General features: G+C 68.5%; 29 protein-coding genes and 1 pseudogene. 13 read left to right on the top strand and 17 right to left on the bottom strand.

What is annotated here, in order from left to right; genetic code table 11:
- Positions 1-35 precede the first annotated feature (35 nt).
- Positions 36-1,055, bottom strand: a complete 1,020-nt coding sequence (locus FHX42_RS11095; RefSeq protein ID WP_182544122.1) for a cytochrome d ubiquinol oxidase subunit II — start codon at positions 1,053-1,055, stop codon at positions 36-38.
- On the bottom strand, positions 1,052-2,410 hold the full coding sequence (locus FHX42_RS11090) for a cytochrome ubiquinol oxidase subunit I (protein WP_182544121.1): 1,359 nt from the start codon (positions 2,408-2,410) through the stop codon (positions 1,052-1,054). Before FHX42_RS11090 ends, FHX42_RS11095 begins: the two co-directional genes overlap by 4 nt.
- 222 nt (positions 2,411-2,632) lie before the next feature.
- Between FHX42_RS11090 and FHX42_RS11085 the strand changes: the two genes are divergently transcribed.
- The 7 genes from FHX42_RS11085 (at position 2,633) to FHX42_RS11055 (ending at position 9,106) form a co-directional block, all read left to right on the top strand.
- Positions 2,633-2,848: a hypothetical protein gene (locus tag FHX42_RS11085; RefSeq protein ID WP_182544120.1), complete on the top strand. Its 216-nt coding sequence runs from the start codon at positions 2,633-2,635 to the stop codon at positions 2,846-2,848.
- Complete coding sequence (locus FHX42_RS11080) at positions 2,829-4,010, top strand: cupin domain-containing protein (protein ID WP_328796042.1); 1,182 nt, start codon at positions 2,829-2,831, stop codon at positions 4,008-4,010. The genes FHX42_RS11085 and FHX42_RS11080 overlap by 20 nt, the downstream gene beginning before the upstream one ends.
- Entirely contained in the window at positions 4,003-4,914 is a 912-nt protein-coding gene (locus FHX42_RS11075; protein WP_182544119.1) for a sucrase ferredoxin, read from the top strand. Before FHX42_RS11080 ends, FHX42_RS11075 begins: the two co-directional genes overlap by 8 nt.
- Before the next feature lie 337 nt (positions 4,915-5,251).
- Complete coding sequence (locus FHX42_RS11070) at positions 5,252-6,580, top strand: GH25 family lysozyme (RefSeq protein ID WP_182544118.1); 1,329 nt, start codon at positions 5,252-5,254, stop codon at positions 6,578-6,580.
- A 266-nt stretch (positions 6,581-6,846) separates the two neighbouring features.
- Positions 6,847-7,323: a hypothetical protein gene (locus FHX42_RS11065; protein WP_182544117.1), complete on the top strand. Its 477-nt coding sequence runs from the start codon at positions 6,847-6,849 to the stop codon at positions 7,321-7,323.
- A gap of 26 nt (positions 7,324-7,349) precedes the next feature.
- Positions 7,350-8,837 carry a molybdopterin-dependent oxidoreductase gene (locus FHX42_RS11060; RefSeq protein WP_182544116.1) on the top strand — a complete coding sequence of 496 codons (1,488 nt, stop codon included), beginning with the start codon at positions 7,350-7,352 and terminating at the stop codon, positions 8,835-8,837.
- Positions 8,837-9,106: a hypothetical protein gene (locus FHX42_RS11055; RefSeq protein WP_182544115.1), complete on the top strand. Its 270-nt coding sequence runs from the start codon at positions 8,837-8,839 to the stop codon at positions 9,104-9,106. The genes FHX42_RS11060 and FHX42_RS11055 overlap by 1 nt, the downstream gene beginning before the upstream one ends.
- A 25-nt stretch (positions 9,107-9,131) precedes the next feature.
- Here the strand turns inward: FHX42_RS11055 and FHX42_RS11050 are convergent, their stop codons facing one another.
- The 4 genes from FHX42_RS11050 to FHX42_RS11035 form a co-directional block, all read right to left on the bottom strand.
- Positions 9,132-9,626, bottom strand: coding sequence for a hypothetical protein (locus FHX42_RS11050; protein ID WP_182544114.1), 495 nt, complete (start codon positions 9,624-9,626; stop codon positions 9,132-9,134).
- A gap of 118 nt (positions 9,627-9,744) precedes the next feature.
- Positions 9,745-10,410 (bottom strand): DUF2254 domain-containing protein, encoded by a 666-nt coding sequence (locus tag FHX42_RS11045; RefSeq protein WP_182544113.1) that lies wholly within the window; start codon positions 10,408-10,410, stop codon positions 9,745-9,747.
- Positions 10,411-10,604: 194 nt separating this feature from the next.
- Positions 10,605-10,781: a hypothetical protein gene (locus FHX42_RS11040; protein WP_182544112.1), complete on the bottom strand. Its 177-nt coding sequence runs from the start codon at positions 10,779-10,781 to the stop codon at positions 10,605-10,607.
- 322 nt (positions 10,782-11,103) lie between these two features.
- Positions 11,104-11,613, bottom strand: a complete 510-nt coding sequence (locus tag FHX42_RS11035) for an STAS domain-containing protein (RefSeq protein WP_328796041.1) — start codon at positions 11,611-11,613, stop codon at positions 11,104-11,106.
- Positions 11,614-12,773: 1,160 nt separating this feature from the next.
- Between FHX42_RS11035 and FHX42_RS11030 the strand changes: the two genes are divergently transcribed.
- The gene (locus FHX42_RS11030; protein WP_220480116.1) at positions 12,774-13,958 is read left to right on the top strand and encodes an FUSC family protein; all 1,185 of its coding nucleotides are present in this window, start codon (positions 12,774-12,776) and stop codon (positions 13,956-13,958) included.
- Positions 13,959-14,800: 842 nt separating this feature from the next.
- Entirely contained in the window at positions 14,801-15,259 is a 459-nt protein-coding gene (locus FHX42_RS11025; protein WP_328796040.1) for an anti-sigma factor antagonist, read from the top strand.
- On the opposite strand, the gene FHX42_RS11020 is transcribed toward FHX42_RS11025, so the two are convergent.
- Positions 15,249-15,407 carry a hypothetical protein gene (locus FHX42_RS11020; RefSeq protein WP_182544110.1) on the bottom strand — a complete coding sequence of 53 codons (159 nt, stop codon included), beginning with the start codon at positions 15,405-15,407 and terminating at the stop codon, positions 15,249-15,251. The genes FHX42_RS11025 and FHX42_RS11020 overlap by 11 nt on opposite strands.
- A 118-nt stretch (positions 15,408-15,525) precedes the next feature.
- On the opposite strand from FHX42_RS11020, the gene FHX42_RS27795 reads away from it, so the two are divergent.
- The 3 genes from FHX42_RS27795 to FHX42_RS11005 all read left to right on the top strand — a co-directional run bounded on the left by FHX42_RS27795 (position 15,526) and on the right by FHX42_RS11005 (position 17,083).
- Positions 15,526-15,696, top strand: a complete 171-nt coding sequence (locus FHX42_RS27795) for a WhiB family transcriptional regulator (protein WP_182544109.1) — start codon at positions 15,526-15,528, stop codon at positions 15,694-15,696.
- 50 nt (positions 15,697-15,746) lie between these two features.
- Positions 15,747-16,469, top strand: coding sequence for a GAF and ANTAR domain-containing protein (locus FHX42_RS11010; RefSeq protein WP_328796039.1), 723 nt, complete (start codon positions 15,747-15,749; stop codon positions 16,467-16,469).
- A gap of 164 nt (positions 16,470-16,633) precedes the next feature.
- A complete protein-coding gene (locus tag FHX42_RS11005; RefSeq protein ID WP_182544108.1) occupies positions 16,634-17,083 on the top strand; it encodes an FHA domain-containing protein in 450 nt (149 codons plus the stop codon).
- A gap of 110 nt (positions 17,084-17,193) precedes the next feature.
- Here the strand turns inward: FHX42_RS11005 and FHX42_RS11000 are convergent, their stop codons facing one another.
- The 7 genes and pseudogenes from FHX42_RS11000 to FHX42_RS10970 form a co-directional block, all read right to left on the bottom strand.
- Complete coding sequence (locus FHX42_RS11000; protein ID WP_182544107.1) at positions 17,194-17,388, bottom strand: hypothetical protein; 195 nt, start codon at positions 17,386-17,388, stop codon at positions 17,194-17,196.
- Between the two features lie 75 nt (positions 17,389-17,463).
- Positions 17,464-17,741 (bottom strand): annotated as a pseudogene (locus FHX42_RS27975) (IS256 family transposase); the annotation flags it as partial.
- Positions 17,741-18,151: a hypothetical protein gene (locus FHX42_RS10990; RefSeq protein WP_182544105.1), complete on the bottom strand. Its 411-nt coding sequence runs from the start codon at positions 18,149-18,151 to the stop codon at positions 17,741-17,743. The gene FHX42_RS10990 and the pseudogene FHX42_RS27975, both read right to left, overlap by 1 nt.
- A gap of 43 nt (positions 18,152-18,194) precedes the next feature.
- The gene (locus tag FHX42_RS10985) at positions 18,195-19,127 is read right to left on the bottom strand and encodes a YncE family protein (protein ID WP_182544104.1); all 933 of its coding nucleotides are present in this window, start codon (positions 19,125-19,127) and stop codon (positions 18,195-18,197) included.
- Between the two features lie 193 nt (positions 19,128-19,320).
- Positions 19,321-19,662 (bottom strand): hypothetical protein, encoded by a 342-nt coding sequence (locus FHX42_RS10980; RefSeq protein ID WP_182544103.1) that lies wholly within the window; start codon positions 19,660-19,662, stop codon positions 19,321-19,323.
- Positions 19,659-20,078, bottom strand: coding sequence for a phage holin family protein (locus FHX42_RS27060; RefSeq protein ID WP_182544102.1), 420 nt, complete (start codon positions 20,076-20,078; stop codon positions 19,659-19,661). The genes FHX42_RS10980 and FHX42_RS27060 overlap by 4 nt, the downstream gene beginning before the upstream one ends.
- A 162-nt stretch (positions 20,079-20,240) precedes the next feature.
- Positions 20,241-20,780, bottom strand: coding sequence for a hemerythrin domain-containing protein (locus FHX42_RS10970; RefSeq protein ID WP_182544270.1), 540 nt, complete (start codon positions 20,778-20,780; stop codon positions 20,241-20,243).
- Between the two features lie 206 nt (positions 20,781-20,986).
- Between FHX42_RS10970 and FHX42_RS10965 the strand changes: the two genes are divergently transcribed.
- A complete protein-coding gene (locus FHX42_RS10965) occupies positions 20,987-21,544 on the top strand; it encodes a DUF1360 domain-containing protein (RefSeq protein ID WP_182544101.1) in 558 nt (185 codons plus the stop codon).
- A 42-nt stretch (positions 21,545-21,586) separates the two neighbouring features.
- On the opposite strand, the gene FHX42_RS10960 is transcribed toward FHX42_RS10965, so the two are convergent.
- From FHX42_RS10960 to FHX42_RS10950, 3 genes are all read right to left on the bottom strand, one after another.
- A complete protein-coding gene (locus FHX42_RS10960) occupies positions 21,587-21,814 on the bottom strand; it encodes a hypothetical protein (protein ID WP_182544100.1) in 228 nt (75 codons plus the stop codon).
- 414 nt (positions 21,815-22,228) lie between these two features.
- Entirely contained in the window at positions 22,229-22,957 is a 729-nt protein-coding gene (locus FHX42_RS10955; RefSeq protein ID WP_182544099.1) for a methyltransferase, read from the bottom strand.
- A gap of 60 nt (positions 22,958-23,017) precedes the next feature.
- Entirely contained in the window at positions 23,018-24,085 is a 1,068-nt protein-coding gene (locus tag FHX42_RS10950; protein ID WP_182544098.1) for an alpha/beta hydrolase, read from the bottom strand.
- Between the last annotated feature and the right edge of the window lie 13 nt (positions 24,086-24,098).

The raw sequence follows: 24,098 nt of genomic DNA, 5'->3' as shown, positions 1-24,098 counted from the left end.
CCCTCGGGTGGTGCGGCACTAAACCTCGGGGCCGGTCACGGAGGTTCGGTGCTCGCCCCCTCCGGCGAGGGGCGCTGGAACAGGCTGAACATCCACCACAGCGAGGGCAACAGCAGCAGCGCCCCCACGAGCGTGACGACCAGACTCACCCACAGCACGTCGGGCTGCGCGGCGACCTCGGTGATCGTGGTGTCCGGGAACAGCACGACCGGGTACTGCGCGACCGCCCAGCCCCACAGCAGGGCGGTGACGGCGATCGACGCGGCGATCCGGGACATCAGGTAGTGGCGCAGCAGCAGGAGACCCAGCGAGGCGACACCGCCCAGTGCCGAGACGATGATCAGAGGGAGGCCCTCGCCGACGAGTCCCGCGTACAGCAGCGGGGCGTCGAGGTACAGCACCGCGATACCGACGAGGGCGATCACGCCGGTGCCCGCAGCGGTCCAAAGTGCCTTGCGCCGGAAGGTCTCGGCCAGTGCCGTGGCCTCCTCGCGGCGGGCGTCGGCGCACAGGAACACCGCCGCGAGGTAGGCCGAGATCGTCACGGCCAGCACACCTCCGAGGAAGGACGTGGGGTTGACCCAGCTGGTGACGAGGTCACCGGCGGCGATGCCCAGGGGGGTTCTGCCGGACGCGATTCCGCCGGCCACGGTGCCCAGGAAGAACGGGGTCAGCACCGAGGACAGCGCGAAGGCGGCTCCGTAGGCGCGCCGGTGTCCCAGCTCGGTGCTGGCCTTGCGGAAGGCGAAGGCGGCGCCGCGGGCGATGATGCCCAGGGCCACCAGCGTCAGTGGGATGTACATCGTGGAGGACACGGAGGCGAACACCTCGGGGAACCCGGTCCAGCACAGCACGATCACGAAGATCAGCCAGACGTGGTTGGCCTCCCAGACCGGGCCGATCGAGTGATTGATGAGGGCGCGTTGGTCGGCTCCGCGCCGGGTGCCGCCGGCCAGCAGGTCCCAGAAGCCGCCACCGAAGTCGGCCCCGCCGAGCAGTACGTAGGCGGTCAGCCCCACCCACATCACCCCGATCATCCAGTCCGCGAGGCTCATGGGGGCTCCTCGTCGTGTTCCTGGGGTGCCAGGGGCGCCCGGGCGAGCCGGCGCAGGACGTAGATGGTGGCCACGGTCATCACGAGGTAGACCACCGCCACGGCCAGCAGTCCTCCGTAGAGGTTGGGTACGGGGGTCACGGCCTCGGCGGTGCGCATCCGGCCCCACACGATCCACGGCTGGCGTCCGACCTCGGTGGTGATCCAGCCGAACTCCACCGCCAGCGGTGCGGCGATCCCCGCGGCGACGGCGGCGCCGAGGAACACGCGGTTGCGCGGCAGGTCCCGGCGCCGCCACCACACGAAGCCGAACCACGCACCGAGCACGAGCAGCGCGAAGCCGATCGCCACCATGATCTGGAACGCCCAGTGCACGATGTTGATCGGTGGTCGGTCGGCCGCCGCGGCCGTGACGAGCCCGAGGATCCGGGCGTCGGGGTCCCAGTGGGCCAGCAGCGACAGCCCGCTGGGAATCTCGATCGCGTAGTGCATCTCGCCCTGCGAGTAGAAACCGCCGATGTGGAGGGGAGCGTTGCGGGTCGTCTCGTAGATGCCCTCTATCGCGGCGAGCTTGATCGGTTGGTTCACGGCGAGGAACTTCGCCGCCCAGTCGCCCACACCGATCTGCACCGGGGTGAGCGCTGCCCCGAGCGTGAACGGCAGCAGGAAGCCGAGCCGGTGGTAGCGATCACGCCTGCCGCGCAGCATGGCCACCGCGTAGACGGCGGCCATGCCGAACCCGGTCACCATGAAGGCCGCGATGATCATGTGTGTGGTCTGCGGCCACGCGGCCGGGTTGAACATCGCCGCCCACGGATCGACCTGCACGACCCTGCCGTTGTCCATGTCGAACCCGCGCGGCTGGTTCATCCAGGCGTTGGCGGTGACGACGAAGAAGGCCGAGGCGACTCCGGCGACGCACACCGGGATGCCGCTCAGCACGTGCACCCGTGGTGGCAGCCGGTCCCACGCGTAGAGGTAGATCCCCAGGAAGATCGCCTCGATGAAGAACGCGAAGCCCTCCAGGGTGAACGGCAGGCCGATCACCTGCCCGTAGGTGTTCATCAGGCCCGGCCACAGCACCCCCATCTCGAAGCTCAGGATCGTGCCCGAGACCGCCCCCACGGCGAACAGCACCCCCATCGCCTTGGCCCATCGCTGGGCCAGCAGCAGATAGGTCCCGTCGCCGGTGCGGTTGCCGCGCCACTCGGCGAAGACCGCGACCGCGGGCATCCCCACCCCGAAGCAGGCGAGCACGATGTGCCAGCCCAGGGACAGCGCCATCTGGGTGCGGGCCGCCAGCAGGTCGGCGGGAGTGGCCGCCTCCGCCAGCACGATCGTCGCCGGCGGACTCATCCGAGACCCCACTCCGCCGAGCTCGCCAACGTGCCTCCCGACCGATTCACAACGAGCTTCCGATTCGTGGGACCGGAAATCTCCACGACGTCGCTGGTGAACCTAACCGACGCACGAGGGCCTCGCAGTTCGCGCGGCACGAGCTCGGTGCTCGAGAACCTCTTCGACCGGCATGGCAGGGAGTGGCGTGGCACACTCGCTCCCGCGAACAGGGAGGTCGTCATGGATGAGGGAACGAGTCGCTCGTTGCGCGACGAGGACATGGAAACCGTGAGCGCCAGTGGCGAGGTCCCCCGTGCTCGGGACGCCGACACGCAGGACGCCGACACGCAGGACGCCGACACGCAGGACGCCGACACCGACGCCCAGGACGCCGACGGCACCGATCAGGGCGGCGACACGGACGCACAGGACACCGGTGATTCGCGGGACTCCTGACGGCGCCGCGGACGAGCAGCCGCTGCGGCGGTGCGTCGGCGATGTCGATGACTTCGCCCGCCGGTTCTGGGGACGGCGCGTTCTCGTGCACGGCCCCGGCGCGGAGGGTTTCGCCGACCTGCTCAGTCTCGACGACGTCGACCGGTTGGTGGCCGAGCACGGGCTGCGGACACCGGCGTTCCGGCTCGTTCGGGACGGCAGCACGCTGCCGGCCTCGGAGTACACGCGTTCGGCCCGGATCGGCTCCGCACCGATGTCCGGTCTCGCCGATCCGGCGCGCGTGTTCGACGCCGTGGAGCAGGGGGCGACTCTCGTGGTGCAGGGCATGCAGCGCTACTGGCCTCCGCTGCTGCGCTTCTGCCGGGACCTGGAGCTGGAGCTGGGGCACCAGTGCCAGGTCAACGCCTACGTCACGCCGCCGAACTCGCAGGGGTTCAGTCCGCACAGCGACACCCACGACGTGTTCGTGCTGCAGGCCTTCGGCACCAAGACGTGGCGAATCTGGTCGGAGGGCGACACGGCCGAGGGAGAACCGGACAACGTCGAGCTGGAGCCGGGAACCGCCGTGTACCTGCCGACCGGAACTCCGCACGCGGCCCACACGCAGCACACCCTGTCCGGGCACCTCACGGTCGGAATCCACCCGACGCGATGGCGCCGGGTTCTGGAGCGTGCCCTGGCCCACGTGCTCGACGATCCCGAAATGGACACCCCGCTGCCGGTGGGTTTCCCCCACGCGCCCGGGGAGCTGGCCGCACGGCTCGGCGAACATCTCGAGGAGGTGGGCACCCGGTTGGCGAAGGTGGACGCCCACCACGTCGCCGAGGACCTCGCCGACCGATTCCTCACCGATCGCCCCGCGCTGCTGCGGGGCGGACTGACCGACCGGATGCGCCTGAGCGCGCTCGACGACCCCGGACGACTGCGGCGGCGTCCGGGGGCGGTCTGCGAGTTCAGGACCGCCGCGGACGGTCGGCTCCGGGTGCTGCTCGGCGATCGGGAGCTGCGCGTTCCCGAGTGGGTGGAGCCGGCGATGCGCGAGATCGCGGCCGTCCCGACGATGACCGTGGCCGATCTCGAACAGCACCTGGACCGGGAGAGTCGCCTCGTCCTGCTGCGGCGGCTCGTGCGGGAGGGCCTGCTCGAGGTCGTCGATGAGTGAGGCGGCGACGCGGTGCCAGGCGCGGAGCCTGTCCCTGAACGAGTCGCTGCACGGCACCGCCTCCACGGTCCACGGCTGGGTGCTGCTCGAGGAGCCCGGTCCGTGGGGAGCCGACGCGCTGCGCGACTGCAGGATCGGCGAGTCGCTGACGACCCGGCTGAACGAGATGTGCCGGAAGCTGCGGTTGCGCGTCCTGCTCATCCGGCGCGCGGAGCGCCGGAGTCCCGCGCCGCCGGGTGTCCGGAACTGCTTTCTCGCCCGTACCGGGCCGGGTGAGGGCTGGGTGCAGCAGGCGTGGCTCGACGATCCCGAGCAAGTGCTCGACCTCGACCTGAGTGCGCTGGCTCGGGGGGAGTCTCCCGGCCTGCGGCCGGTGGCGGAACCGCTTTACCTCGTCTGTACCCAGGGGCGGCACGATCCCTGTTGCGCCGAGCTGGGGCGGCCGGTGGTACGGGCGCTGGCCGCGAAACTGCCGGACCGGACCTGGGAGGTCTCGCACATCGGTGGGGACCGTTTCGCCGGCAACCTCGTCGTGCTGCCGCACGGGCTCTACTACGGACGCGTGCCGCCGGACGAGGTCGTCGCCCTCGCGCAGGCCTACGAGCGTGGCGAGGTCGATCCCCGGTACCTGCGGGGACGTACCGCCTACGGTTTCGCCGTCCAAGCCGCGGAATGTCTGTTGCGCAGCCGGACCGACATCCGCGGCGTCGACGAACTCCCGCTCGTGTCGTCCCACCGCGACGGCGACGACACCGAAGCCGTGTTCACCGCTCCGGAAGGCGGTCGTTACCGGGTGCGGGTGAGCACTCGCTCCGCACCACCCGAGCGCGTGCTCACCTGTCACGCCGAACGTCCGGCCGTCCCGGTCGAACATCATCTCGTCGAGATCCACCACGACGTCTGACGAGTTCTGATCGGCCCTGACGTGTGGCTTCCTTCACAATTTCGGGCCGTTGCAGCCACGCTTGGTTACCTGCTGTGTGCGAGAGCGCGGTTTTGGTGATCAACAAGACCCAATCTGGGTAGTCACCCCCGTATTTGCCGCCATGCGTGCTGCACGTTCAGTAGTGGATTTTGGGAAAGTGATGTCGTCCCCCAATAACCCCGAACCCCCCGAGCAAGAACCCCGTAACTCCGGTTCCCCCGAGCCGGCACGTTCCGAACAGTACGACTCAGCTCACAATGAGGACAAGAGCGCGAATCGCCGGCGTCACGCGGTCGATGGCGCCGTGCGCTCGACGATGAAGCGCGTGCAGCCCGCCGCGCAGCGGCTCGTTCTGCTGGTGCGCCGTCTTTGGGCGTGGTTGGTGCCGTACCTGCGGCGCTTCGCCCGTGAGGGCCTTCGGCTGATGCGGCAAGCACGCTCGAACCTGGAGCCCGCCCTGCGCCGCGCGTGGCAGTGGGCCGCCACCCAGCTGCGCCGTGCCCAGGAGTGGGCCGCCCCGTACGCCCGGCGTGCCCAGGAGTGGGCCGCCCCGTACGCCCGGCGTGCCCGTGAGCGGGTCGCGCCCTACGCGCGGCGCGTGCAGGATCGCGCCGCACCCCACGTACAGCGCGCCCGGCAGTGGGCCGATCCGTACCTGCAGCGAGTCCAGCGCAAGCTGGGACCGCCGTTGGCGGCCCTCCGCGCGAAACTGCCCTCCATCGGGGCCGGGCAAGGCTCGACCCGGCGGATGCGGCTGATGCAGGCCGGTTCCGCGGCGGCCGTGTTCGGCCTCGTGGCCATCGTGGTCGGCAGCGTGGGATCCACCGATAACACCGGCAAGGTCGATACCGCGGCGCACACCCAGGCGTTGGCGGCGAAGCCCGTGCCCGGCCAGGACCCGGCGGACGAACCTCAGCCGAAGGCTCGTTCCGGTGCGTCTCAGCCCAAGGCCGGTGCCTTCGCACCGAAGGCGGACTCCGACGACCACTCGGAGCGGCGCGCGAAGCAGATCGGTGTGAACCCCACCGGTATCGACGTGTCCAACCACAACGGCAACATCCAGTGGAACGAGGTCGCCGCCTCGGGCCAGAAGTTCGCCTTCGTACTGGCCACCGACGGCACCAGCTTCACGAACCCGATGTTCAACGAGCAGTTCAACGGAGCCAAGCAAGCCGGTCTGGTCGCGGGCGCTTACCACTTCGGTCGCCCCACCACCTCGGCGGTCGCCCAGGCCGACCGGCTGATGAACACGATGGGCTCCTCGGCCAAGGGCGAGTCCCTGGCCCCCGTCCTCGACATGGAGGTTTCCTCCTCCGGTGACAACTGCTACGGCAAGAGCCCGAAGCAGTTGGGTGCCTGGACGCAGCGCTTCCTCGACAGGGTCAAGGAACGCACCGGCCAGGAGGGCATCATCTACAGCAGCACGTCCTTCTGGAGCCAGTGCATGGGTGGTACGCACGCCTTCGACGACAACCCGCTGTGGATGGCCTCCTACGGCGTGGACAACCCGGACCTCTTCGGTGGTTGGGACAAGTACACCTTCTGGCAGTACACCAACAAGGGGCACGTGCCCGGTATCAGCGGTTACACCGATATCAACCGCTTCCAGGGCACCGGTGAGGACCTCCTCGAACTCACCGAGTGACCACTCAGCGAGTGACCGAGCTCGAAGAGCCGCTCCGGCTCTTCGAGCTTTCTTCCGGCCCCGCCGGTGGGGAGCGAGCCCCGACCGGCGGGGCCGAAACTTTTCCCGGGGGACGCCCGAACTCCCCCGGACGGAGACGAAGGGGTTCCTCGGCGAGATCACCGCTCGCGTGGCGACCGTGAACGAGATGCGGTCGCACTGCCTCGGAGGTAGTTTCATGCTGCGACAGATCAACAGGTGCGTGCGGTCGAACGTGGTGACAGCCGATGACAACGCTATTGGCCCGGGCGGGAGTCGGTAAGCTTCTTTCCTTCTACCGATACTTCGCCATCAACGCTCCGCGAGTGACCACGGCCTCGGGGATCGTGCTGCTGGCGGGGGTCGCGGCCATCCGGCTGCACCGCCTCGTCGACGGTGTCGGTCGCCCGGCTTATCTCGACGCTTACTTCGTGCTGGTCGTTCTCGGTGCGCTGGCGGCATCGGCCGGCATGGTCGCGGTGCGCGCTCCCGTCCTGGTGCGGGTCGGCTGGGGGCTGGGCAGCCTGGTGTCGGCGGCATCGCTCGGGATGTACGTCGCCGGCCGCACGGCCGGGCTTCCCGGAGTACCGCAGTTGGTGGGCCGGTGGAACGAGCCGGTGGGCACCGCGGGCATGGTGTTCGCGGTGCTGTTCCTGGTCCTGCACTTTTCCGTGCTCACCGGCATGAACATCGCCGTGCCGCAGCGGCGGCGGTGGCACAGCTGACCGGGAGGCAGGCAAGGAGGTGCGCGTTGCAGCTCGACTTTCCCGTGTGGCTCCGGATCGAGCACTGGGTCAACGTCCTGTTCGTCACGCTGCTCATCCGTAGCGGTATCGAAGTCCTGGCCACCCACCCCAAGCTCTACTGGCGCAACGACAGCAGACCCGGTACCGAGTGGGCGAGGTTCACCCGGTTGGACATGCCCACCGACAAGCTCTACGACACCCTGGACGAGGAGGAGAGCTATTCGCCCGTGCTCTCGCTGCCCGGCCACAAGAACCTCGGCATGGGCAGGCACTGGCACTTTCTCAGCGTGATCGGTTGGATCGCGACCGGTCTGGTCTACTACGTCCTGCTGTTCGTCACGGGGCAGTGGCATCGTTACGTCCCGTACTCGTGGTCGATTTTCCCCACGGCCTGGAACGATCTGCTCACCTACCTGAGTTTCGACCTGCCGCCGCTGTTGCCGGGACAGCCCTTCGACGCGATCCAGAAGTTGTCCTACGCCGCGGTCATCTTCCTGCTGGCACCGTTTCAGATCCTGACCGGTGCCGCCCAGTCGCCCGCCGTCGAGGCGAGGTTTCCGCGCTACGTCCGACTGTGGGGTGGCAGGCAGGCGGCCCGCAGTCTGCACTTCTTCGGCCTGCTCGCCTTCGTCGGATTCATCGCCGTGCACTTGATCATGGTCGGGCTCTGGGGATGGGGCCAGCTCAACGCCCTGATGATTTTCGGCCGAGTGCGGGACCCGCGCTGGGCGATCGCGTGGTCACTGGTCATCGTCGCCGCGATCGTGCTGGTGCACGTCGCCGCGACGGTCATGGCCCTCAAACGCCCGCGCGCGGTGCAGCGTGTGCTCGGTGCGGTGGTCACGGGCGTGCGCAAGGTACTGCTCAGGCCCCTGGTCTCCAAGCAGGACTACTCGGCGGCCAAGCTTTCCGACGAGCACCGGGTCAACGGCAAGCCACCCGACACCGATCACTACAAGATCATGGCCGCGCACGACTTCACGGACTGGACCCTGGAGGTGGGCGGCCTGGTGCGCAGCCCGATGACCCTGTCCCTGGAGCAACTGCGCGAGCTGGGCGAGCAGCAGAACCAGCGCGTGTTGCACAACTGCATCCAGGGGTGGTCGAGCATCGGGGAGTGGGGTGGTCTGCCGATGCGGGATCTGGTCGAGCTGGTCGAACCACTGCCGCAGGCGCGCTACGTGTGCCTGCTGACGATGCAGGACACGGGCCGCGACGAGCCGAGCGCCCCGGGAACGGGACGGTTCTACGAGGTCATCGACCTGAGTTTGGCATGGCACCCCGAGGCCCTGCTGGCCTACGAGATGAACGGGGCCCCGCTTCCCCTCAAGCACGGAGCTCCACTGCGCCTGCGGCTGGAGACCCAGGTGGGCTTCAAGATGGCCAAGTGGATCGAACGCGTCGAATTCGTCTCCGACTACTCGGCCATCGGCAAGGGCATGGGGGGATGGCGCGAGGACAACGTGTACTTCGACAAGAACGTGGAGATCTGATGAGTCCGGTTCGGTCGGCTCGCCCCGAGGCCACGGTGTTGACCGACGAGCAGCGGAGCAAGGTGCTCGCCCAGCTCCGCCACGCCGGGTCGTCCTGCCGTGGGTGCGGATCCGGCGACTACCACGTCGGTGACGCCCTGTACCTGGGGTTCCTGTTTCACAGCGAACGCACCGACGCCTACATGATCGCGCTGACCTGCGCCAATCCCGCGTGTCCGTCCCCGCACAACGGAGTCCGGTACCACGCCTCCGAGTGGCCGGTCCCGTAGCGGGAAGCCTCGATGAGCGGTGAGGTCACTGCTGGAGAGCGGGGCGGCCGCCATTGCCGAGCGGTGAACGCGTGGTGGACGTATGCGCGGTGCGCGCCGGGTGGGGTTGTTGCGGCATCGAGTCGGGCACGATGCGGATCTCGGCGGCGACGCCGGCTTCGTCGGCCAGCAGGGAGCAGTAGGCCACGGCGTAGGCATGAGCGACCAGCAGTGAGCGGGCCTTGCTCGCGGTGTCCTCGGCGGGATCCAGGTCGGCGGCGGTGATGGTGCAGGGGATGAGCACGCCGGTGCTGGCCTCGGTGGCGACGGCCTGCCCGGTGCTGTGCAGCCAGGCCGCCACGGGCGAGTCTAGGGGTTCGACGTGGATTTCTACGCTGCCGAGCCGACCCAGGTGCCAAGCCGAACAGCGTCGAGCCAGTTGGCGGGCCGCCCATCGGCCGGCCGCGTCGGCGGCCACGATCAGCTCTCGCCATTCGTCGCAGGGTTGGAGCATTTCCGGTTCGCCGTCGATCTCACTCATCGTCGCCATCCAAAGGCCGTGAAGTCACCAGCGCGTTGGAGAGGCGCTCGGAGGCTTCGGGAGAAGCTTCGCTCTCCGCTCGGGTGGTGACCTCACGTACGTATCGATCCGCTGCGGGCTAGCTGCTCAACCGTCGCCTGATGCCTTCGGGATGCCCGCGATGGTCAACCGACAAACACCGTGGCCACGCCCTTGTGCCGAGTCCCACAAGTCGTTTCCGAGCGTCGCCGCCGGGTCCGCGTCCAGCGGTGCCGGCGCTGCGGTGGTGGTCGATCGGGCAGCGGTCCCTAACCCGAGCACCGGTGTCGACCTCGGCGACGACGATCGAGTCCTTCATCATGACGCGCCGGTAGCGGGCGCATTCCCCGGATTGTCCGGAGGTGGCGATGATGCCGGTGAGCGCGTCGAGGACAGCATCGACCAGCAGTCCTCGTTCCAGGCTGTCGTCGCCGCGGACCTCGGCCAGCAGGCCGCTGGGCACCACGTGTTCGGCCGTGCCCACCCGCAACTCGATCTCCACCCGTCCGGCCACGCGGTTCAGGTCGCGGAGCGTCCGCTGGCCGTCGATGTGGACGACATGACCGACCCGTTCGGCGGTGACCTCGGCGACGAGGGGGCGTCGTCGGGCAGCTGGAAGTGCGTGCGGCAGCGGGCCGGCAGGCAGGGACTGCTGTGCTTCCCGCGCCCGCAACGCCAGATGCTGGAGCGTCCCCACAGCGGCACTCGGGCGGACCTGGCCCACCGCGATGTAGACGAACACGAGCAGGGCCCCGAACGTGATCACCTCAGCAGTAGCACCGGGGTTCCTGGTCTGTAGGTCGTCGACTGGGGCTGCACGGACGTGATCAGCACGAAGAAGATGATCGAGATGACCGTGAGCAGACCCGGTGCGATCGTCGAAGCGGTGTGATCAGCGCTGGTGAGTGAGGCCGCGTGGGTGGTCGGTCGCTTCGGTGTCCCGCCGAGGGTTGCCGTGCCTCACGGTTCGTCGTCCTCGTCGAGGAGGACGTGACCGCCGCCGAGGGCGTTGACCTGGCGGTGTGCGCACTCGACGGCGTCTTGCCGGGTGCCGGTGATGTGGGCGGTGTGCTGTCCGTCGGGGTTGGTGACTTGCCAGCCGGCGAAGAGGCCGGGGGCGATGTGGCGGGTGGTCAAGGACGGCTCCTTTCGCGGGCACGCGGTGCCCGGTTTCGCGGGCACGCGGTGCCCGGTTTCGCGGGTACGCGGTGCCCGGTTTCGCGGTCGCCCGTCCCGGGTTCTCGGCTCGTCAGCCGAGCACACTGCGGGTACGGCTCCCAGAACTCACTCCCGGGCCCGTGGTGGGAACGCACGGCGCGAGCTGGGGCCGCACTTCGCCGCGGCCGGGCGGGTCTCGTCAGCCGTACAAGTCCATTCCCGTGTTGGGGGCTCTCTTTTCCGGACCGATCCGTCCCGACAACGGGATGTCACGGTGGCGGCGGAAGAGGGGGCAGTCAGGTCATCGGCAGGACGGGGGACGCGGCGAAGGTACGCTCCTGCCGGCTGTGGCCACTTCCGCGGGCGCGCTCACGGTGGCGGCGCGGGCGTCGGCTGCGGTGGCGAAGCAGGACAGGGTGGTATCGAGCCCGCCGGCGGCCAAGGCCCGGTCGACGGTGCGGGTGTGGTTGACCACGACCAGCCTGATGCCTCGGTGGCCGGCGTAGGCGTGAGCGCTGGCCAGCAGCTCCAGACCGGCGACGCCGAGGAACGTCAACCCGCTGAGGTCGAGCACGATCGCGGGCAGTTTGGTCGACAACCGCGACCACAGCAGCTCGGCCAACCGCGGCGCGGTCGCGGTATCCAGGTCGCCGGCCATGGTCAGCACTGCCAGCTGCGGATCCGAGAAGTTCATGCGCAGCAGCAACGCCGACCGTGCTGCTGCCGGTGTGGGGGTTGGTCCGCCATCGGCAACGGACTCGGCGTCCGGGGCGATGGCCGGGTGGTCGGTGAACGGTGTTGACGTGAGCACGCGATGGCTCCTATTCGTCGAAAGCCTCGGCTCGCAGCGCGAGGAGGCGGAAGACCCAGCGAGAGGCCCGAGAAGGAAATGGTCAACCCCGCTACCGTGGGTTTCGGATAGTGGTGGGAGCACGCAACAACGGTGACCTCAAGCGGTCGGTACGCTAGCTGCTGCTCAACCAGCCATCACCGACCCTACGGATCTCACCCACTCGTGTCGATCGTGGCCTGCTGCCTTTAGTGCGGATACGTCGGACCTGCGGCGAGGTGGGCACATGCGGGACACGATCTCCGGGCGGAACTGGCCACCTCGCTGGCCCACATGGCCCGGGAACTGCTCGCCGGTGACACGGTGGCGCCGCTCACCGGCATCAGCAGGCTTTCCGGATCGCGGACGTGACCACCACCGACCAGCGACAGCCGCGCTACGCGCCGAAGGCCCGCGGACTCGACATCGGCAGCCGTGATGGGTTTCCTGCCGTTCACCGACGAGCATGACAACTACTGTGCGCTGGGGCGATCGCAACCCGCACCGAGACCGGTGAAGCCCTCGGCATCCCGGGGAACGCGACAAAATTCCCCGCCGGGAGGCGCTTGCCCGGCTGGTCACGGCCCGGCAGGAGCACGACGTCAAGGAGCGGGAGCTCGTCCGCGCGATCACCACCAGCGAGATTCCCGGAACACACTGAAAGCAGCGCTCAGGTGATGTTGTGCGCACGCATGGTGGGTAGCCGAGGTGTCAGGACGGCAGGTGCCCGGGCGCCGGCCCGTCCGAGGTCCTCTTGGTACGGCCGAGTGCCGAGAGGGCCGCTTACTCGAGCGAGGCCATCCCGGCCCGGCCCGGTACCGGCGATGCCCCGCTCTGCCGGGAACACATCGCAGCGCAGGACGGCTGGGTGCTCGAGTACGAGCAACGAGACCCACATGGGTATCGCCTCCACCAGGGCAACCCGTGCGAGTGGGGTGCGCTCTGGCTTTCGCCGCGGCATGTCCGCGTCGCGTGCGAGGTTGCCGATGTGTGTCCGGTTGGTTCGTGCTGGTGTAACAGCGCGCAGCGAAGCGTGACGAGGCGCGTGAGGCTCGTTTAGTTTGGCCCACCGCCCTGTGCCCGAGGGGAGATCGATGTTACGAGAAGATCGTGAGACGGACGGCGAGGAGGGAATCACGAGGATGCGGTCTCGGTTACGCCGTGTGACCGGACTGGTTCGCCGCGCTGTTGGACACGCCGGTCCTGACCGGGACGTGTTCCTGCTGATCGTCAAGAGTGTGGTCGCGGCGACTGTGGCGTGGGTGATCGCTCACAATCTGTTGGGGGCGCCGTCGGCGACGTTCGCGCCGTTCACGGCGTTGTTGATGGTGCAGGCGACGATTTCGCAGTCGTTGGACCAATCCGCCCGATACGCGGGTGCGATGGTGGTCGGAGTGGTGCTGGCCGGGCTGTTGACACCGTTGCTGGGGGCGGCGACGGCGACGTTCGCCGTGCTGATGCTGGTCTCGCTGATCTTGGGGCGATGGCGCAAGCTCGGCCAGCAGGGCCCGCAGGTGGGTGTGGCGGCACTCTTCGCCTACTCCTCGTTCATCCAGAGCGGGGCGCCGTCGGCGAGTTTCGTCCAGTTGGCCAGCATCGCGGGCCTGGTGCTGCTGGGTTGTTCACTGGGAGTGGTCACGAACTTGGTGATCGCACCCCCGATGCGGTATCGCAGCGCCCAGTACAGCATCAGCGCGTTGTCGCGCTCGCTGTGCGATCTGCTCACCGACGTCGCCGAGGGGATCCGGGGCGGTGTCCCGGAGCAGGATCAGGCGGACGCGTGGCTGCATCGGGCCAACCAGTTCCCGGGGATGGTGGCCCAGGCGCGTTCCGCCGTGGAGCAGGCGGTCGAGACCAGGCGTTTCAACCCTCGACGTCTGTTCCTGCGTAGCTCGGCCTCGTTCGAGGGGTACCGCACCATCATCAACGCACTGGACCGTGTCACCGAGCAGTTGCGCATGGCCACACGGGGACTCACCTCCGCCGGCAGCGCGGACACCTCGCAGCGACACGAGCACGAACATTTCCTCGCGGACTACGCCGCGGTGCTCACCGCCGTAGCCGAGGCCGCACGTGTGGCGGGCCAGGTGCACAGGGATGACGACACCGAGCAGGTCCAACAACTCGGCGACGCCACCGATCAGGCACGCCGGGCCTACCATGCGCTGGTTGAGCAGAGCGGCGGCCGGCAGCTCGACAACCCCGACCAGTGGCCCGTCTACAGCGCATTGCAGACCGACGTCCACCGCCTGGTCGAGGAGTTCGTCCAAGCCAGGCAGAACCTGACCCAGCTCATCGAGACCGACAGTGCCAGCCGGTCGTGGTAGCTAGCTCCAGGAGTTACGCCAGATCCGCGCCGTCGCCGTACCGAGGAGTAGCACCCGCCGGTTTCTGCTGTCGTTCCCGTGGTGGGCTAGTTCTGCATCCGGTAGTCCAGCAGGTTGGACAGCGCCTCGTTGGCGTCCAGCACGTGCCCGGTTTCGTCGAACAGCGCGATCCCGGCCGGGTGAGGTCGAACAGGTCGCTGAACCGCCGGCTGGATCGCTGCTGGTGGACCCCGGCTTCGGTCTCATCGCGAAGGATCTGGAGGAAACCACACGCGCTGCCGCCCGAGGCCCGCCGTGCGGTGGCCACCGTATGCGTCCAAAACCGGGTGCCGTCCCGATGCCGGCACCAACTCTCCTCGCCGTGCCGGCCGCCCGAGGCAGCCTGTGCCAGCTGCCACTGCGCACGTTCGGCCGCAGCTTGCCGTGCGACCGAGCACAGGGCCCGGGCGTGGCACCTCGGTGCGAGGTCGGGCCCCCACCGTCGCTTCGTCCTGCGGGCTGCCCGGGACGATCCGACCGACAAACCCCCGGCCCGCTCAGCATTCGGGGCTCGACCGCTCCGGCGGTGGTACCGGTGCGGCGCTCGGAGTTCGCATCCGGATAGTGGCTGGGCGCGTACGGCGCGGCGTACTGGCAGTACACTGGGTTGTCGTCGCCCGGTAGGATGAAAGCGGTTGAGCCGACAGCCCCAGAGTCCCAATCACCGAACGCGCCAGTCTGATCGGAGTGTTCGGTTCCTGTTTCGGGGTTGTTGTCCCGCGGACCTTCGAGTGCGTGACAGGGATGTCGTCACGGGATCGCTTGTTCCTTTCTCTGGCTGCCCGGCCTTCGAGGAGGCAGTCGTGACTACGTTTGCCCCGAGCACACCGGTTGCTCCGGAATACGTCCCCGCCGATCCGGCCGAACAGGCCGGCCCGGTGCGGGATCTCGCGCTGCACGTGTGGCGCCCCACCAGCACGGCGGTCGTGGTCCACGTCGCCGGTGAGCTGGACGTCAGCACCACCCCGCGGCTGCACGAACTGCTGGTGCCGCGGCTGTCCTCGACGGCCGGGACCGTGGTCCTCGATCTGTCGGGGCTGCGGTTTCTGGGTGTGGTCGGGCTGGAGCTGGTGGCCCATGCACGCCGGCGTGCCGCCAGCCGCGCGATGACGGTTTGCCTCGTGGACGGGCCCGTGTGCGTCGACCGGGCTCTGAACGCGGCCGGATGGAGTGGAACCATCCCGACCTATGCCACCGTCGAAGAGGCGGTTGTCGACATGCCCGGCCGCAGGCGCGAGAGTCCGCTCCATGTCATCGGCTGAGCACCGGCCCGGACACCACAGGGTGCAGGGCACCCTCGCGCACCGGCAGCGACACGTACAGATGACCACCGCCGTGGCCGAGCAGCACTGCTTGCACTGCGGGGACAGCAGGCTTCGCACGACCGAACTGGTCGATGAACGCGGACATGCCGTGGCCACCAACGTGCGGTGCCGTCACTGCACGGGCCAATCCCGTCACCGGGCGAGCCATGACGGGTCGGCCTCGCGCGGCTGCCCGCCCACGGACTGAGCGAAGGTAGCGGTTCGTGGCCTGCCTCGCCCCAACCAGATGGTGCTCTTTCCCCGAGGGCGAGCGCAGGACGCGGCGTCACCGGCGCGAACGGAAAGCCAAGCGAATCTGTGCTCGCCGTCCCGTACAGCAGGCGTGCCTACAGCGCGCGCTGACCGCCGAGGAACCGTACGGAGCGTGGGACTGACCGGGTCATCCCGGAACACTGCTCAAGTACCGACAGGGAGGTATGCCCCCGTGGATACCCCCAGTACCGAACACGATCTGGCCCAGGCATTGAGCACGGTCGCCCAGCAGTTGGCGGCCGAGCCTGACGAGCAGACCACCCTGGCCGGCATCGTGGGCGCGGCCGTGTCCACGGTGCCGGGCGTTGTCCACGGAGGGATCAGCCGGGTCACCGGCAGACAGGTCACGGCCCAGGTACCCACCGCTGAACTCGTCCGCGTCTGTGACCAGGCCCAAACCGAGCTCGACGAAGGACCGTGCCTGGAGGCGATTCGCCACCAGCGCACCGTGCTCGTCGACGACATGGCCCACGAGGACCGGTGGCCGCGTTTCGCCGCCCGCGCGGTCGAGCTGGGCGTGGGCAGCATGATCTCGTTCCAGCTGTTCGTCGAGGACGACGATCTCGGCGCGCTGAACCTCTACGGAGCCACCGGTGCCCGCTTCGGCGACGAGGAACGCATCATCGGCGAACTGTTCGCCTCCCACGCCGCTGTCGCCCTGGCCGGGGCGGCCCGCGATCGCCAGCTCAACGAAGCATTGGCGACTCGGGACACCATCGGCCAGGCCAAGGGCCTGCTCATGGCCCGCGAGAAAATCACCGGCAACCAGGCATTCACCACGCTGGTGCGCGCCTCCCAGCAGACCAACATCAAGCTCGCCGAGATCGCCACCTGGCTCGCGACCGAGCACGAACAACCGGGCCAGGGTCAGACCCACCGCCCCCGGTCACTCTGAGGTGGACGCCCCATCCGCTGCGCTGATGAACCGACAGGGCCTTGGCTGGGAAAACGCCCAGGCGGGTGCTCCAACCCACGCACGGATTACCCAACACCACCCGGCCCGCACGTAACGCACCGACTCACCGTCCACCGTCAACGGAGCGAAAGCCGAGGACGACCATGAACGACACCGGAATCGACGTGACCGGGCCGGTGCAGGAAGCGCACCAGCCACCGACGCCTCTGACTCAGGAGAGCGAGACGGTGGCTGCCCCCGCACCGCGTGCCCTGCCAAACACCACCCGGGCAGAGCTGGTTCCCACCCGTGGAGACCGAACGGGCACCGGCATCACCCTGGCCAACAACCGCACCACGATCGGCCGGGCCCGCGACTGCGACATCGTCCTGGACGACGTCACCATCTCCCGACATCACGCCGAACTCCACCACACCGACCGGGACCACACCCTCGTCGACATCGGCGCACTCAACGGAACCTACCTCAACCGACACCCGCTGACACAGCAGACCGAACTCGTCGACGGCGACGAAATCTGGATCGGCAAAGCCCGCTTCACCTTCCACCGACCGGCCCGCCTCCACGATGCCCACGAGACAGCTGGCCACTGATTCACGCACACCTGAACTGACGTTTCACCGGCGTCGGCCGCTGGATTCGCGGGATCGTTGTCACCGGGCCAGGGCCTCTGAGAAGACCTTCGAGTGCCTGACCAGCGGTGTCACAGGCCCGCCTGCACCCGGTCGTCGTTGCAACCGCTGGTCATCCGCCGGAACTTGAAGTTCGCGTGGTCCTCGGCAGTTCCCGTGCGGAAGCAGGGATCGATGCGTGAATCCGGCAGTCGCTCGTCGCCCGGAGCGAGAAATGGGCGTTCCCCGGCGGCCCCCGTTCTGTCGTGCCGGTACACGGGCATCACCGGAGGTGGTGAAGCTCCTCGTCGTCAGGCAGCGAGAACGGCGCCCTGATCGTGGAAGACCACCGACCGGTTGACGACCTGCCCGGCCGCATCCGAAAGCGCGGTCTTCGTGCGTGTGCCATCGCGGGTGTTCGTCGGTTCCCGCTCGGCACCAGTCCGGTTCGGTTCGTGGCCGAGGTGTTCGGGCCTCTCCTCGTGCGACGCCGTCTGCAGCACGTTCTTGGTGAACGGCTTCAAGAGTCCTCCGGGCCCGTCAGCTCCAGGCCCTGCTGCCGGGGTACCAGCGCCGCCGCAGCGGCCCGCTCCGGCGACAGCTGCCGACGCCTCGGTCCGCTCCTGCGCGCTCGCAGCATCAGAGTTCCTCACTGCCGGTGCCCGACACGTCGGATCGACGTCCGGGGCGTCGGTCCGGAGACACCGTTCGAGCGACAGTCCCCGAGCCGGTATCGCCGAGTGCCACGGTCGGGTGTGGCAGGTTCAGGCGCTCCAGCTGCGGCACGCTCTCCCGCAGTTTCGTGCGCAGCTGCTCGTATCGGTTCCGGTCCTCGGGCGGCAGCTCGTCCCGGAGGTAGTAGTGCTCCAAGCGTTCCAGCCTGCCCGCCAGCAGCGTTCCCCACCGGATGCTGAAGTCGTAGACCCGGCCCTCGTCCCGCGTCCGGTCCGGATCGGTCGCGAGCTCGTGCAGCGCTTCGAGATGAGCAGCCAGCAGGTCCAGGTCGGTGGCCGTGCCGATGACACGGTCGCTTTCCGCCCGTTCGGTCACACCGCGCCCCTTCCGCGGAATGCTTTCCGCGTCGTCCCGCTGCTCAGATGTTCGGTTTGGCCACGCTGACGACGGCGGGTTGACCCCGTAGCGTCATGTACACTCTTTCGGGGCCCACGGCCAGTCCGGACAACGGTGCCTTCCCGAGCTCCTCTCCGGACAGCGCGGCCCGGTAGTCGATGGTGTCGACGAGGGTGAACTCGTCGTTCGCGTAGCCCTCGTAACTGTTCGTTTCGAGCACGACGATCCTGCTCTCGGTCGCCGCGTAGATCCGCGTCTCGTCGACCCCGAGGTGGTGCACGGGTTCCCCCAACCTGGTCCGCGCCACGACCTCCATACCCTCGTGGGTGCGCTTGGTGTCCACGGCCAGCAGTCGATCGGTGCCCTTCTCCGCGACGTAAAGGCGTGAGGCCTTGATCCGGTCACTCGCGGTCTTCTCGGCTCTGATGGTGCTTTCGCCCTCCCGACGTACGGAGCGCGGAGCACCCTTGTAGTGCAGGATGCCCCCGGGACCCGCCACGTGGTAGTCGACGAGCCGTCCTCGTTTGGGACTGTCCAGCTCCGCCTCCGGGCTCGCACCCACCCGCTGCGAGGTCACGCTCCCCGAATCGCGCAGGTCCCCTCCGGTCACCGTCGAGCCGTCCTCGGACAGGGCCAGCAGCGCCCTCGACCCGGAGTCCTTGGCGACGAACGAGGGCGCCGGGCCGACACGAAGGGTGTCGACCCGGCGCAGGCTGTCGGTGTCGATCACGGCGACCCGGTCGCGCTCGGGTTGGGGCAGGAACACGACGTTGTGGCCGGTGGGGCTGGTGGCGAGGTTCTCGCCGACGTCGGCCAGCGGTTCGGAGACCGTGGTCCGCGCCGTGAGCGGCTCCGCCGTGTCCGTTCCGACCGGACGGATTCTCGCGATCTGACCGGTTCCTCGCGTCAGGGCGAGCAGTGTCCGATCGTTGTCGGACCAGACGGGGTCGTGCACGGGTAGCCGGGTCTTCAGAACCGCTACACGCGCCGTGGATTCGGGCGGTTGCCCGGACGCCGAACAACCGGCCAGGACGAGCATTCCGACGGTGGCGAGAGCGATCAATCGGGGGGCGGGGATCCGTGAGCCTGCGATGTTTACACACCTCGTCGCTGCTGCGTGGGCCTGCTGATTCGTGCTGCGCCGGGGGTCAGCGGCCGCGAACGCGGGATCGGTACTTCGCGATCGTCAGTGCCGCGGCGAGGGCCACGGCCCCGGCGGTGAGAACGGCCGGTGAAGGCTGCTTCGTCCGGCTCCAGTGCTCGTAGCCACGGCGTGCGTACTCGCCCGCGGCGGCACCGAGATCCTGGGTTCGAGCGAGGCAGGTGTGCACGAAGTTCCGGGAGTTCGCGGTGACGTTCGCCTTGGAGGCCAGCGCGCCGAGGGTCTCGCCGAGTTCGGCCCGGGCCAGGTCGCGCTGGACGTGCAAGCGCTCCTCCTCGCTCTGGGCATGGGCCAGGTGGTCCTCGCGGGGCTCGGACCGGCGTGTCATTTCTTCGCCGCCTCCTTCACGAGTCGCAGGTCCGTCCTGGCACCGTCGGTCGCGTCCTCCGGCACCAGCGGTCCGGACCGCTTCAGCTGGACTCCGCCGAAAGCCGCGACCGCCCCGGCCACCAGGAAGAACCCGCCTCCCACGATGAACGCCGAAACCCACGTCGGCACCACCAGCGCGAGCACCAGCACGACGCCCGCGAGCAGACTCATCGCACCGAGCAGGGCGATCACCCCGGCGACGCCGAACAGCGCGGCCCCCTTGCCCGCCTCCTTGCCCTTGTGCAGCAGTTCCAGGCGGGCCAGCCGCACTTCGGTGCGCAACAGCTCGGCCAGTTCGGTTCCGAGATCACGGATGAGTTCGGCCGTGCCGCGTTGTGCCGCGGTACGACCGTTCGTGGTGTGAGGCTCGCTCACGATGTCACCTCCTGCGTGTGCCGCGGTGCCGCTGTTCCCGGTGGGGCCGCGCCGCGGTCGTTCCGGCCCGGGACGCCGGCTCGGCTGTACCGGCCAAGGAGGTAACCGCCTTGGCCGCTTCGCCACACGCCCCGGGCACAAAACCCTTCCGAAGAACTCCCCTCAGTGTTGGCGTCCACTGAGCGTGTCGCGCATCTTGTCCACGAGTCCGGCACCGGGAGCGAGGATCTTGTTCGCCGGCGGCCGGTCGGGGGCGGCGGGGTGCGGCCGGGTCGGCGCGGTCTCCTTGGCCTCCCGGATCTTGCCACCGAGCTCTTCGAGACGGTCGGCGGTGCAGGCTTCCCGCAGCTTGGGGAAGAGGTCGTCCTCCTCGTCGGTGACGTGATGGCGGATCGAGGCGATCAGCGTCCGCATCGTCTCGTCGAACTGCTGTCCCTCGGCGTCGAGGCTTTCGAGCTGCTTCATCGTGCGTTCTGCCTCGGCGTGCTCGGAGATCTCGTGGTCGGCGATCTCGTCACCGTTGTCCAGGCTCTCGCGGGCGGCCGGGTAGAGGTACTGCTCCTCGGCCACGGAATGCCGAACCAGTTCGGTGATGATGTGGTCGGCGAGATCGCGGCGTTGGTTCGCGTCGAGCTGTCCGGTCTCGAACTGCTGGAACGCTTCTTCCACCTCGCGGTGGTCGGCGATGAGCATGTTGATCATATTCTGCTGTTGCGCCGGCTCGGACACGAAAACCTCCCGGTGGGCTGCTCGGTTGACTACCTCCAGGCGTACCCAGTACGGGCCGGTGAAACTCAGATGTCGTCTTCGGGATTTCCCGCTCGGAACTACCGCGCCGCGGCGTTTACTGATCGTGATGACCCGGGTATATCCCCACTGCGACTCGATGTCTCGTGGAGAAGGAGCGCATGGTGAATTCGATGCGGCGGCCCGCGCACTCCCTCCGTGCGTGGTGGTCGAGGCAGCGAGCGGAGTACAGCGGGCAGGCGCACCGCCCGGTCGCCGGGTACTCGCTCGTGCTGCTGGCCTACTTCGCCGGTGCGGTGGGGTTCACGGGGGCCGCGCGAGTCACGGGAAGAACGCCGCCCCGACTCGGCCCCGGCGAGTTGACGCTGCTGACGATCGCCACGCACAAGATCAGCAGGGCGCTGGCCAAGGATCCGGTCACCAGCCCGCTGCGAGTGCCGTTCACCCGCTTCGAAGGCGTGTCGGGCCCCTCGGAACTGCACGAGGAAGTCCGGGTCTCGGGCATGGAGCACAGTCTGGGGGAGCTGGTCTCCTGCCCGTTCTGTCTCGCGCCGTGGGTGGCCTCCGGGCTGTTCGCGGGGTACACGTTCTTTCCCGGGCCGACCCGTGCGGCCGTGATCACCTACACCGTCGTCGCGGGATCGGACTTCCTGCAGTACGCCTACAGCACGACCCAGCAGCGCTCCACACCACCGGAACAGCGCCGGCAGACGGGGTGAGGCCGGATGTGAAAAGCGGGTTCTCCCACCGGTCGCGGTGATTCACAACGGGTGCCAGCTCGGATCGGCGGCGAGCTTGTCGGCCACGACGGCGTAAGGATCCAGGTACGTCTCCACACCGAGCGCCACCTCGTGCAGTGTGTGGTCGAGACAACGGCGGGCGTGGTCCTCGGAGACGTCGAGGGGAGCGATTCGCTTCCAGAAAGCACGCTCCCGCGCGGCCATTTCACGGGCCTTTTCCCGGAGGTGGTCGAGTTGCGAATTGATCATACGGGACCCCTGAGGTGCGAGTTCGGTGCCGGTGCGGCGATGACGAGGTCATCGTAGATCGTTTCGCACGTACCGCGGCGCAGCGAAACGGCGTCGATCTCGAATACTCACCCGGAGGGATTCATTTCCCTCATTTCGCGTAATTTCGACTTGCACCGCCGCGCCGAGTGTGGGGCAGGATCGGGTCGGATCGGAACTCGAATGATCCTCAATGCTCACCGATGTCCCGGCGCAGATCTCCGTCGCCGTCCCCGGACGGCTGCCGGATGTCGAACGGGGTTCCCGTTCTCGAGGGACACGGCCATCTCGTGGAGGAACCCGGACGAGGAGAACCAGCGGGCGAGTCGTGTGTCCCTCGTGGCCGAATTCGCCGACGGCCCCGTGCCACGCGGAGTCGGCGACATCGCCGGGCAACTACGGGGTCAGCAGGTAGGTGTAGTAGTCGACGCGCCAGCCGTCCTTGTCCAGAGCTTCGTGCGCCACGACCTCGGAGTCGAAGCTCTCCTGCTCGAACAACCGCGTCAGGTACCCCAGGTCGCCGGAAGTACCGAAGAAGATCAGCATTCTGCCCTGATCGGTCAGATATCTCCTGGCGTTTCGGAAGAACGTGGTCAGCGCCCGGTAGTTCTCGTCCGCGGTGGCGACTTCGAGCAGATCGCGCGGTGCGAACCAGCGAAACGGCGGATCGAGGACGATCAGGTCGAAACCGCCGGTGACCGCACTGAAGACGTCACTGTGCCGTACCGTCACCCGGTTCGAGACACCGTTGCGTTCGACGTTCTCCCCGGCGGCTTCGACGGCGCGGGGGTTGACGTCGACGGCCACGACCTCCCGTGCCACCGAGGCGGCCAGGATGGCGTTGACTCCGCTTCCGGTACCCATGTCGAGCACGCGGTCGGTCTCGTCGACCTCGGCCAGCACCGCCTTCCCGAGCAGGTGGGAGACGGGGTTGATCGGCTGAACCTCGGGCGGTACCACCAGGGTGGTGCCCAGATAGGACACGGTCCGATTCGAGGACCCCCCTGCTTTCGCGGCGGCGTGGGCGTTCTCGTGCCACTGTCGGACACGCTCGGCCTGCTCCGCGGAGATCGTTGGCGTGTACTCGTCGACAGGATGCTGTGACTCCGGATCCGTCAGGTCCATGGGAGCACTGTACTGTCCTGCGCGAGCGGGGGGCCGGATTCGCGCACCGGCATCGAGTGGTCAGCGTGCTTCGAGCAGGGTGAAGGCGCTGCGCAGGGCGCCGGCCGCTTCGGCGACGGCCTCGCGCGGACGTGTTCCGATACCGAGCGTGGTGGCGAAGCCGTGGGGAAGGTCGGACTGCCTGTGCAGGGAGACCGGGACGCCGGCGGCGGCGAGGCGGTAGGCGAACTGCTCGCCCTCGTCGCGCAGCGGGTCGAACCCGGCGGTACTGAAGTAGGTCGGCGGCATGTCGGACAGGTCGGCGTCCTGTCCCAGGCTGAGCCGTGGGTCGTTCCACTCGGTCTCGGTGGGAAGGTACCAGTTGGCGAACGTGGTCATGATGTCGTTGGTGAGGAAGAACCCCTCGCCGAACAGGCGTCGGGAGCGGGTGTCCTGCGCAGGACCGATCAACGGGAAGAAGGCCAGCAGGAAGGCGGGCCTGGTCACCTCGGAGCCGCTGTTCTCGTGGGTCACGGTCAACGCCAGGCTGCCTCCCGCGCTGTCCCCGCCGACGGCGACGGACTCGGGAGTCGTGCCGAAGTCGGCGGCGTTGTCGAGCACGTGACGGTAGGTGGCCAGGCAGTCCTCGACGGCGGCGGGGAAGGGGTGTTCCGGTGCCAGCCGGTAGTCGACCGCCAGGACCCGGACCCCGGCCCGCGTGGCCAGCAGGGCGCAGAGATCGTCGTGCGAGTCGAGTCCGCCGGTGACGAAGCCGCCACCGTGGTAGAAGACCAGCAGTGGCGAGGGGGTGGGGCTGCCGTCCGGGACGTACAGGCGTGTCGCGAGGCGGTGCCCGTGGGGGTGCGGGAGCGAGGAGTCCTCGCGACTGGCCCCCGTCACTTCCGGACCGAGCACGAGCAGGTCGACCACCCGCTGGGCGGCCCGAGCCGTGGCGGCGTCGAAGTTCGGAGGTGTGCCCTGCTGCTGGGGAGTGAACCGCAGGATCACCTGCGTGTCGAGGTTCAGTTCCTGTCCGTCGACGCGGACGGGCTTGCCCGCGATGGCCCGCTTGACGGGGGTCGGCAGCGCCAGCAGGCCCCGCAGCCCCGCGCGTGCCAGGCGGACCTGCCACTTCCTCGGTTCCCGCATCGCTCCTCCGAGT

The sequence above is a fragment of the Halosaccharopolyspora lacisalsi genome (assembly GCF_014137975.1).
GTDB classification, from domain to species: domain Bacteria; phylum Actinomycetota; class Actinomycetes; order Mycobacteriales; family Pseudonocardiaceae; genus Halosaccharopolyspora; species Halosaccharopolyspora lacisalsi.
Note: the sequence above shows the minus strand (reverse complement) of the source record. Positions and strands in the feature narration are given on the sequence as shown.

Coding starts and splice junctions, on each gene's coding strand:
- FHX42_RS10950 (WP_182544098.1), bottom strand. CDS start 24,085: ATGCGGGAACCGAGGAAGTGGCAGGTCCGCCTGGCACGCGCGGGGCTG.
- FHX42_RS11090 (WP_182544121.1), bottom strand. CDS start 2,410: ATGAGTCCGCCGGCGACGATCGTGCTGGCGGAGGCGGCCACTCCCGCC.
- FHX42_RS11055 (WP_182544115.1), top strand. CDS start 8,837: ATGAGTCCGGTTCGGTCGGCTCGCCCCGAGGCCACGGTGTTGACCGAC.
- FHX42_RS10955 (WP_182544099.1), bottom strand. CDS start 22,957: ATGGACCTGACGGATCCGGAGTCACAGCATCCTGTCGACGAGTACACG.
- FHX42_RS10960 (WP_182544100.1), bottom strand. CDS start 21,814: ATGATCAATTCGCAACTCGACCACCTCCGGGAAAAGGCCCGTGAAATG.
- FHX42_RS11005 (WP_182544108.1), top strand. CDS start 16,634: ATGAACGACACCGGAATCGACGTGACCGGGCCGGTGCAGGAAGCGCAC.
- FHX42_RS10970 (WP_182544270.1), bottom strand. CDS start 20,780: ATGATCAACATGCTCATCGCCGACCACCGCGAGGTGGAAGAAGCGTTC.
- FHX42_RS11020 (WP_182544110.1), bottom strand. CDS start 15,407: ATGTCCGCGTTCATCGACCAGTTCGGTCGTGCGAAGCCTGCTGTCCCC.
- FHX42_RS11070 (WP_182544118.1), top strand. CDS start 5,252: ATGAAGCGCGTGCAGCCCGCCGCGCAGCGGCTCGTTCTGCTGGTGCGC.
- FHX42_RS11075 (WP_182544119.1), top strand. CDS start 4,003: ATGAGTGAGGCGGCGACGCGGTGCCAGGCGCGGAGCCTGTCCCTGAAC.
- FHX42_RS10980 (WP_182544103.1), bottom strand. CDS start 19,662: ATGACACGCCGGTCCGAGCCCCGCGAGGACCACCTGGCCCATGCCCAG.
- FHX42_RS11085 (WP_182544120.1), top strand. CDS start 2,633: ATGGATGAGGGAACGAGTCGCTCGTTGCGCGACGAGGACATGGAAACC.
- FHX42_RS11095 (WP_182544122.1), bottom strand. CDS start 1,055: ATGAGCCTCGCGGACTGGATGATCGGGGTGATGTGGGTGGGGCTGACC.
- FHX42_RS11050 (WP_182544114.1), bottom strand. CDS start 9,626: ATGAGTGAGATCGACGGCGAACCGGAAATGCTCCAACCCTGCGACGAA.
- FHX42_RS11030 (WP_220480116.1), top strand. CDS start 12,774: ATGCGGTCTCGGTTACGCCGTGTGACCGGACTGGTTCGCCGCGCTGTT.
- FHX42_RS11065 (WP_182544117.1), top strand. CDS start 6,847: ATGACAACGCTATTGGCCCGGGCGGGAGTCGGTAAGCTTCTTTCCTTC.
- FHX42_RS10965 (WP_182544101.1), top strand. CDS start 20,987: ATGGTGAATTCGATGCGGCGGCCCGCGCACTCCCTCCGTGCGTGGTGG.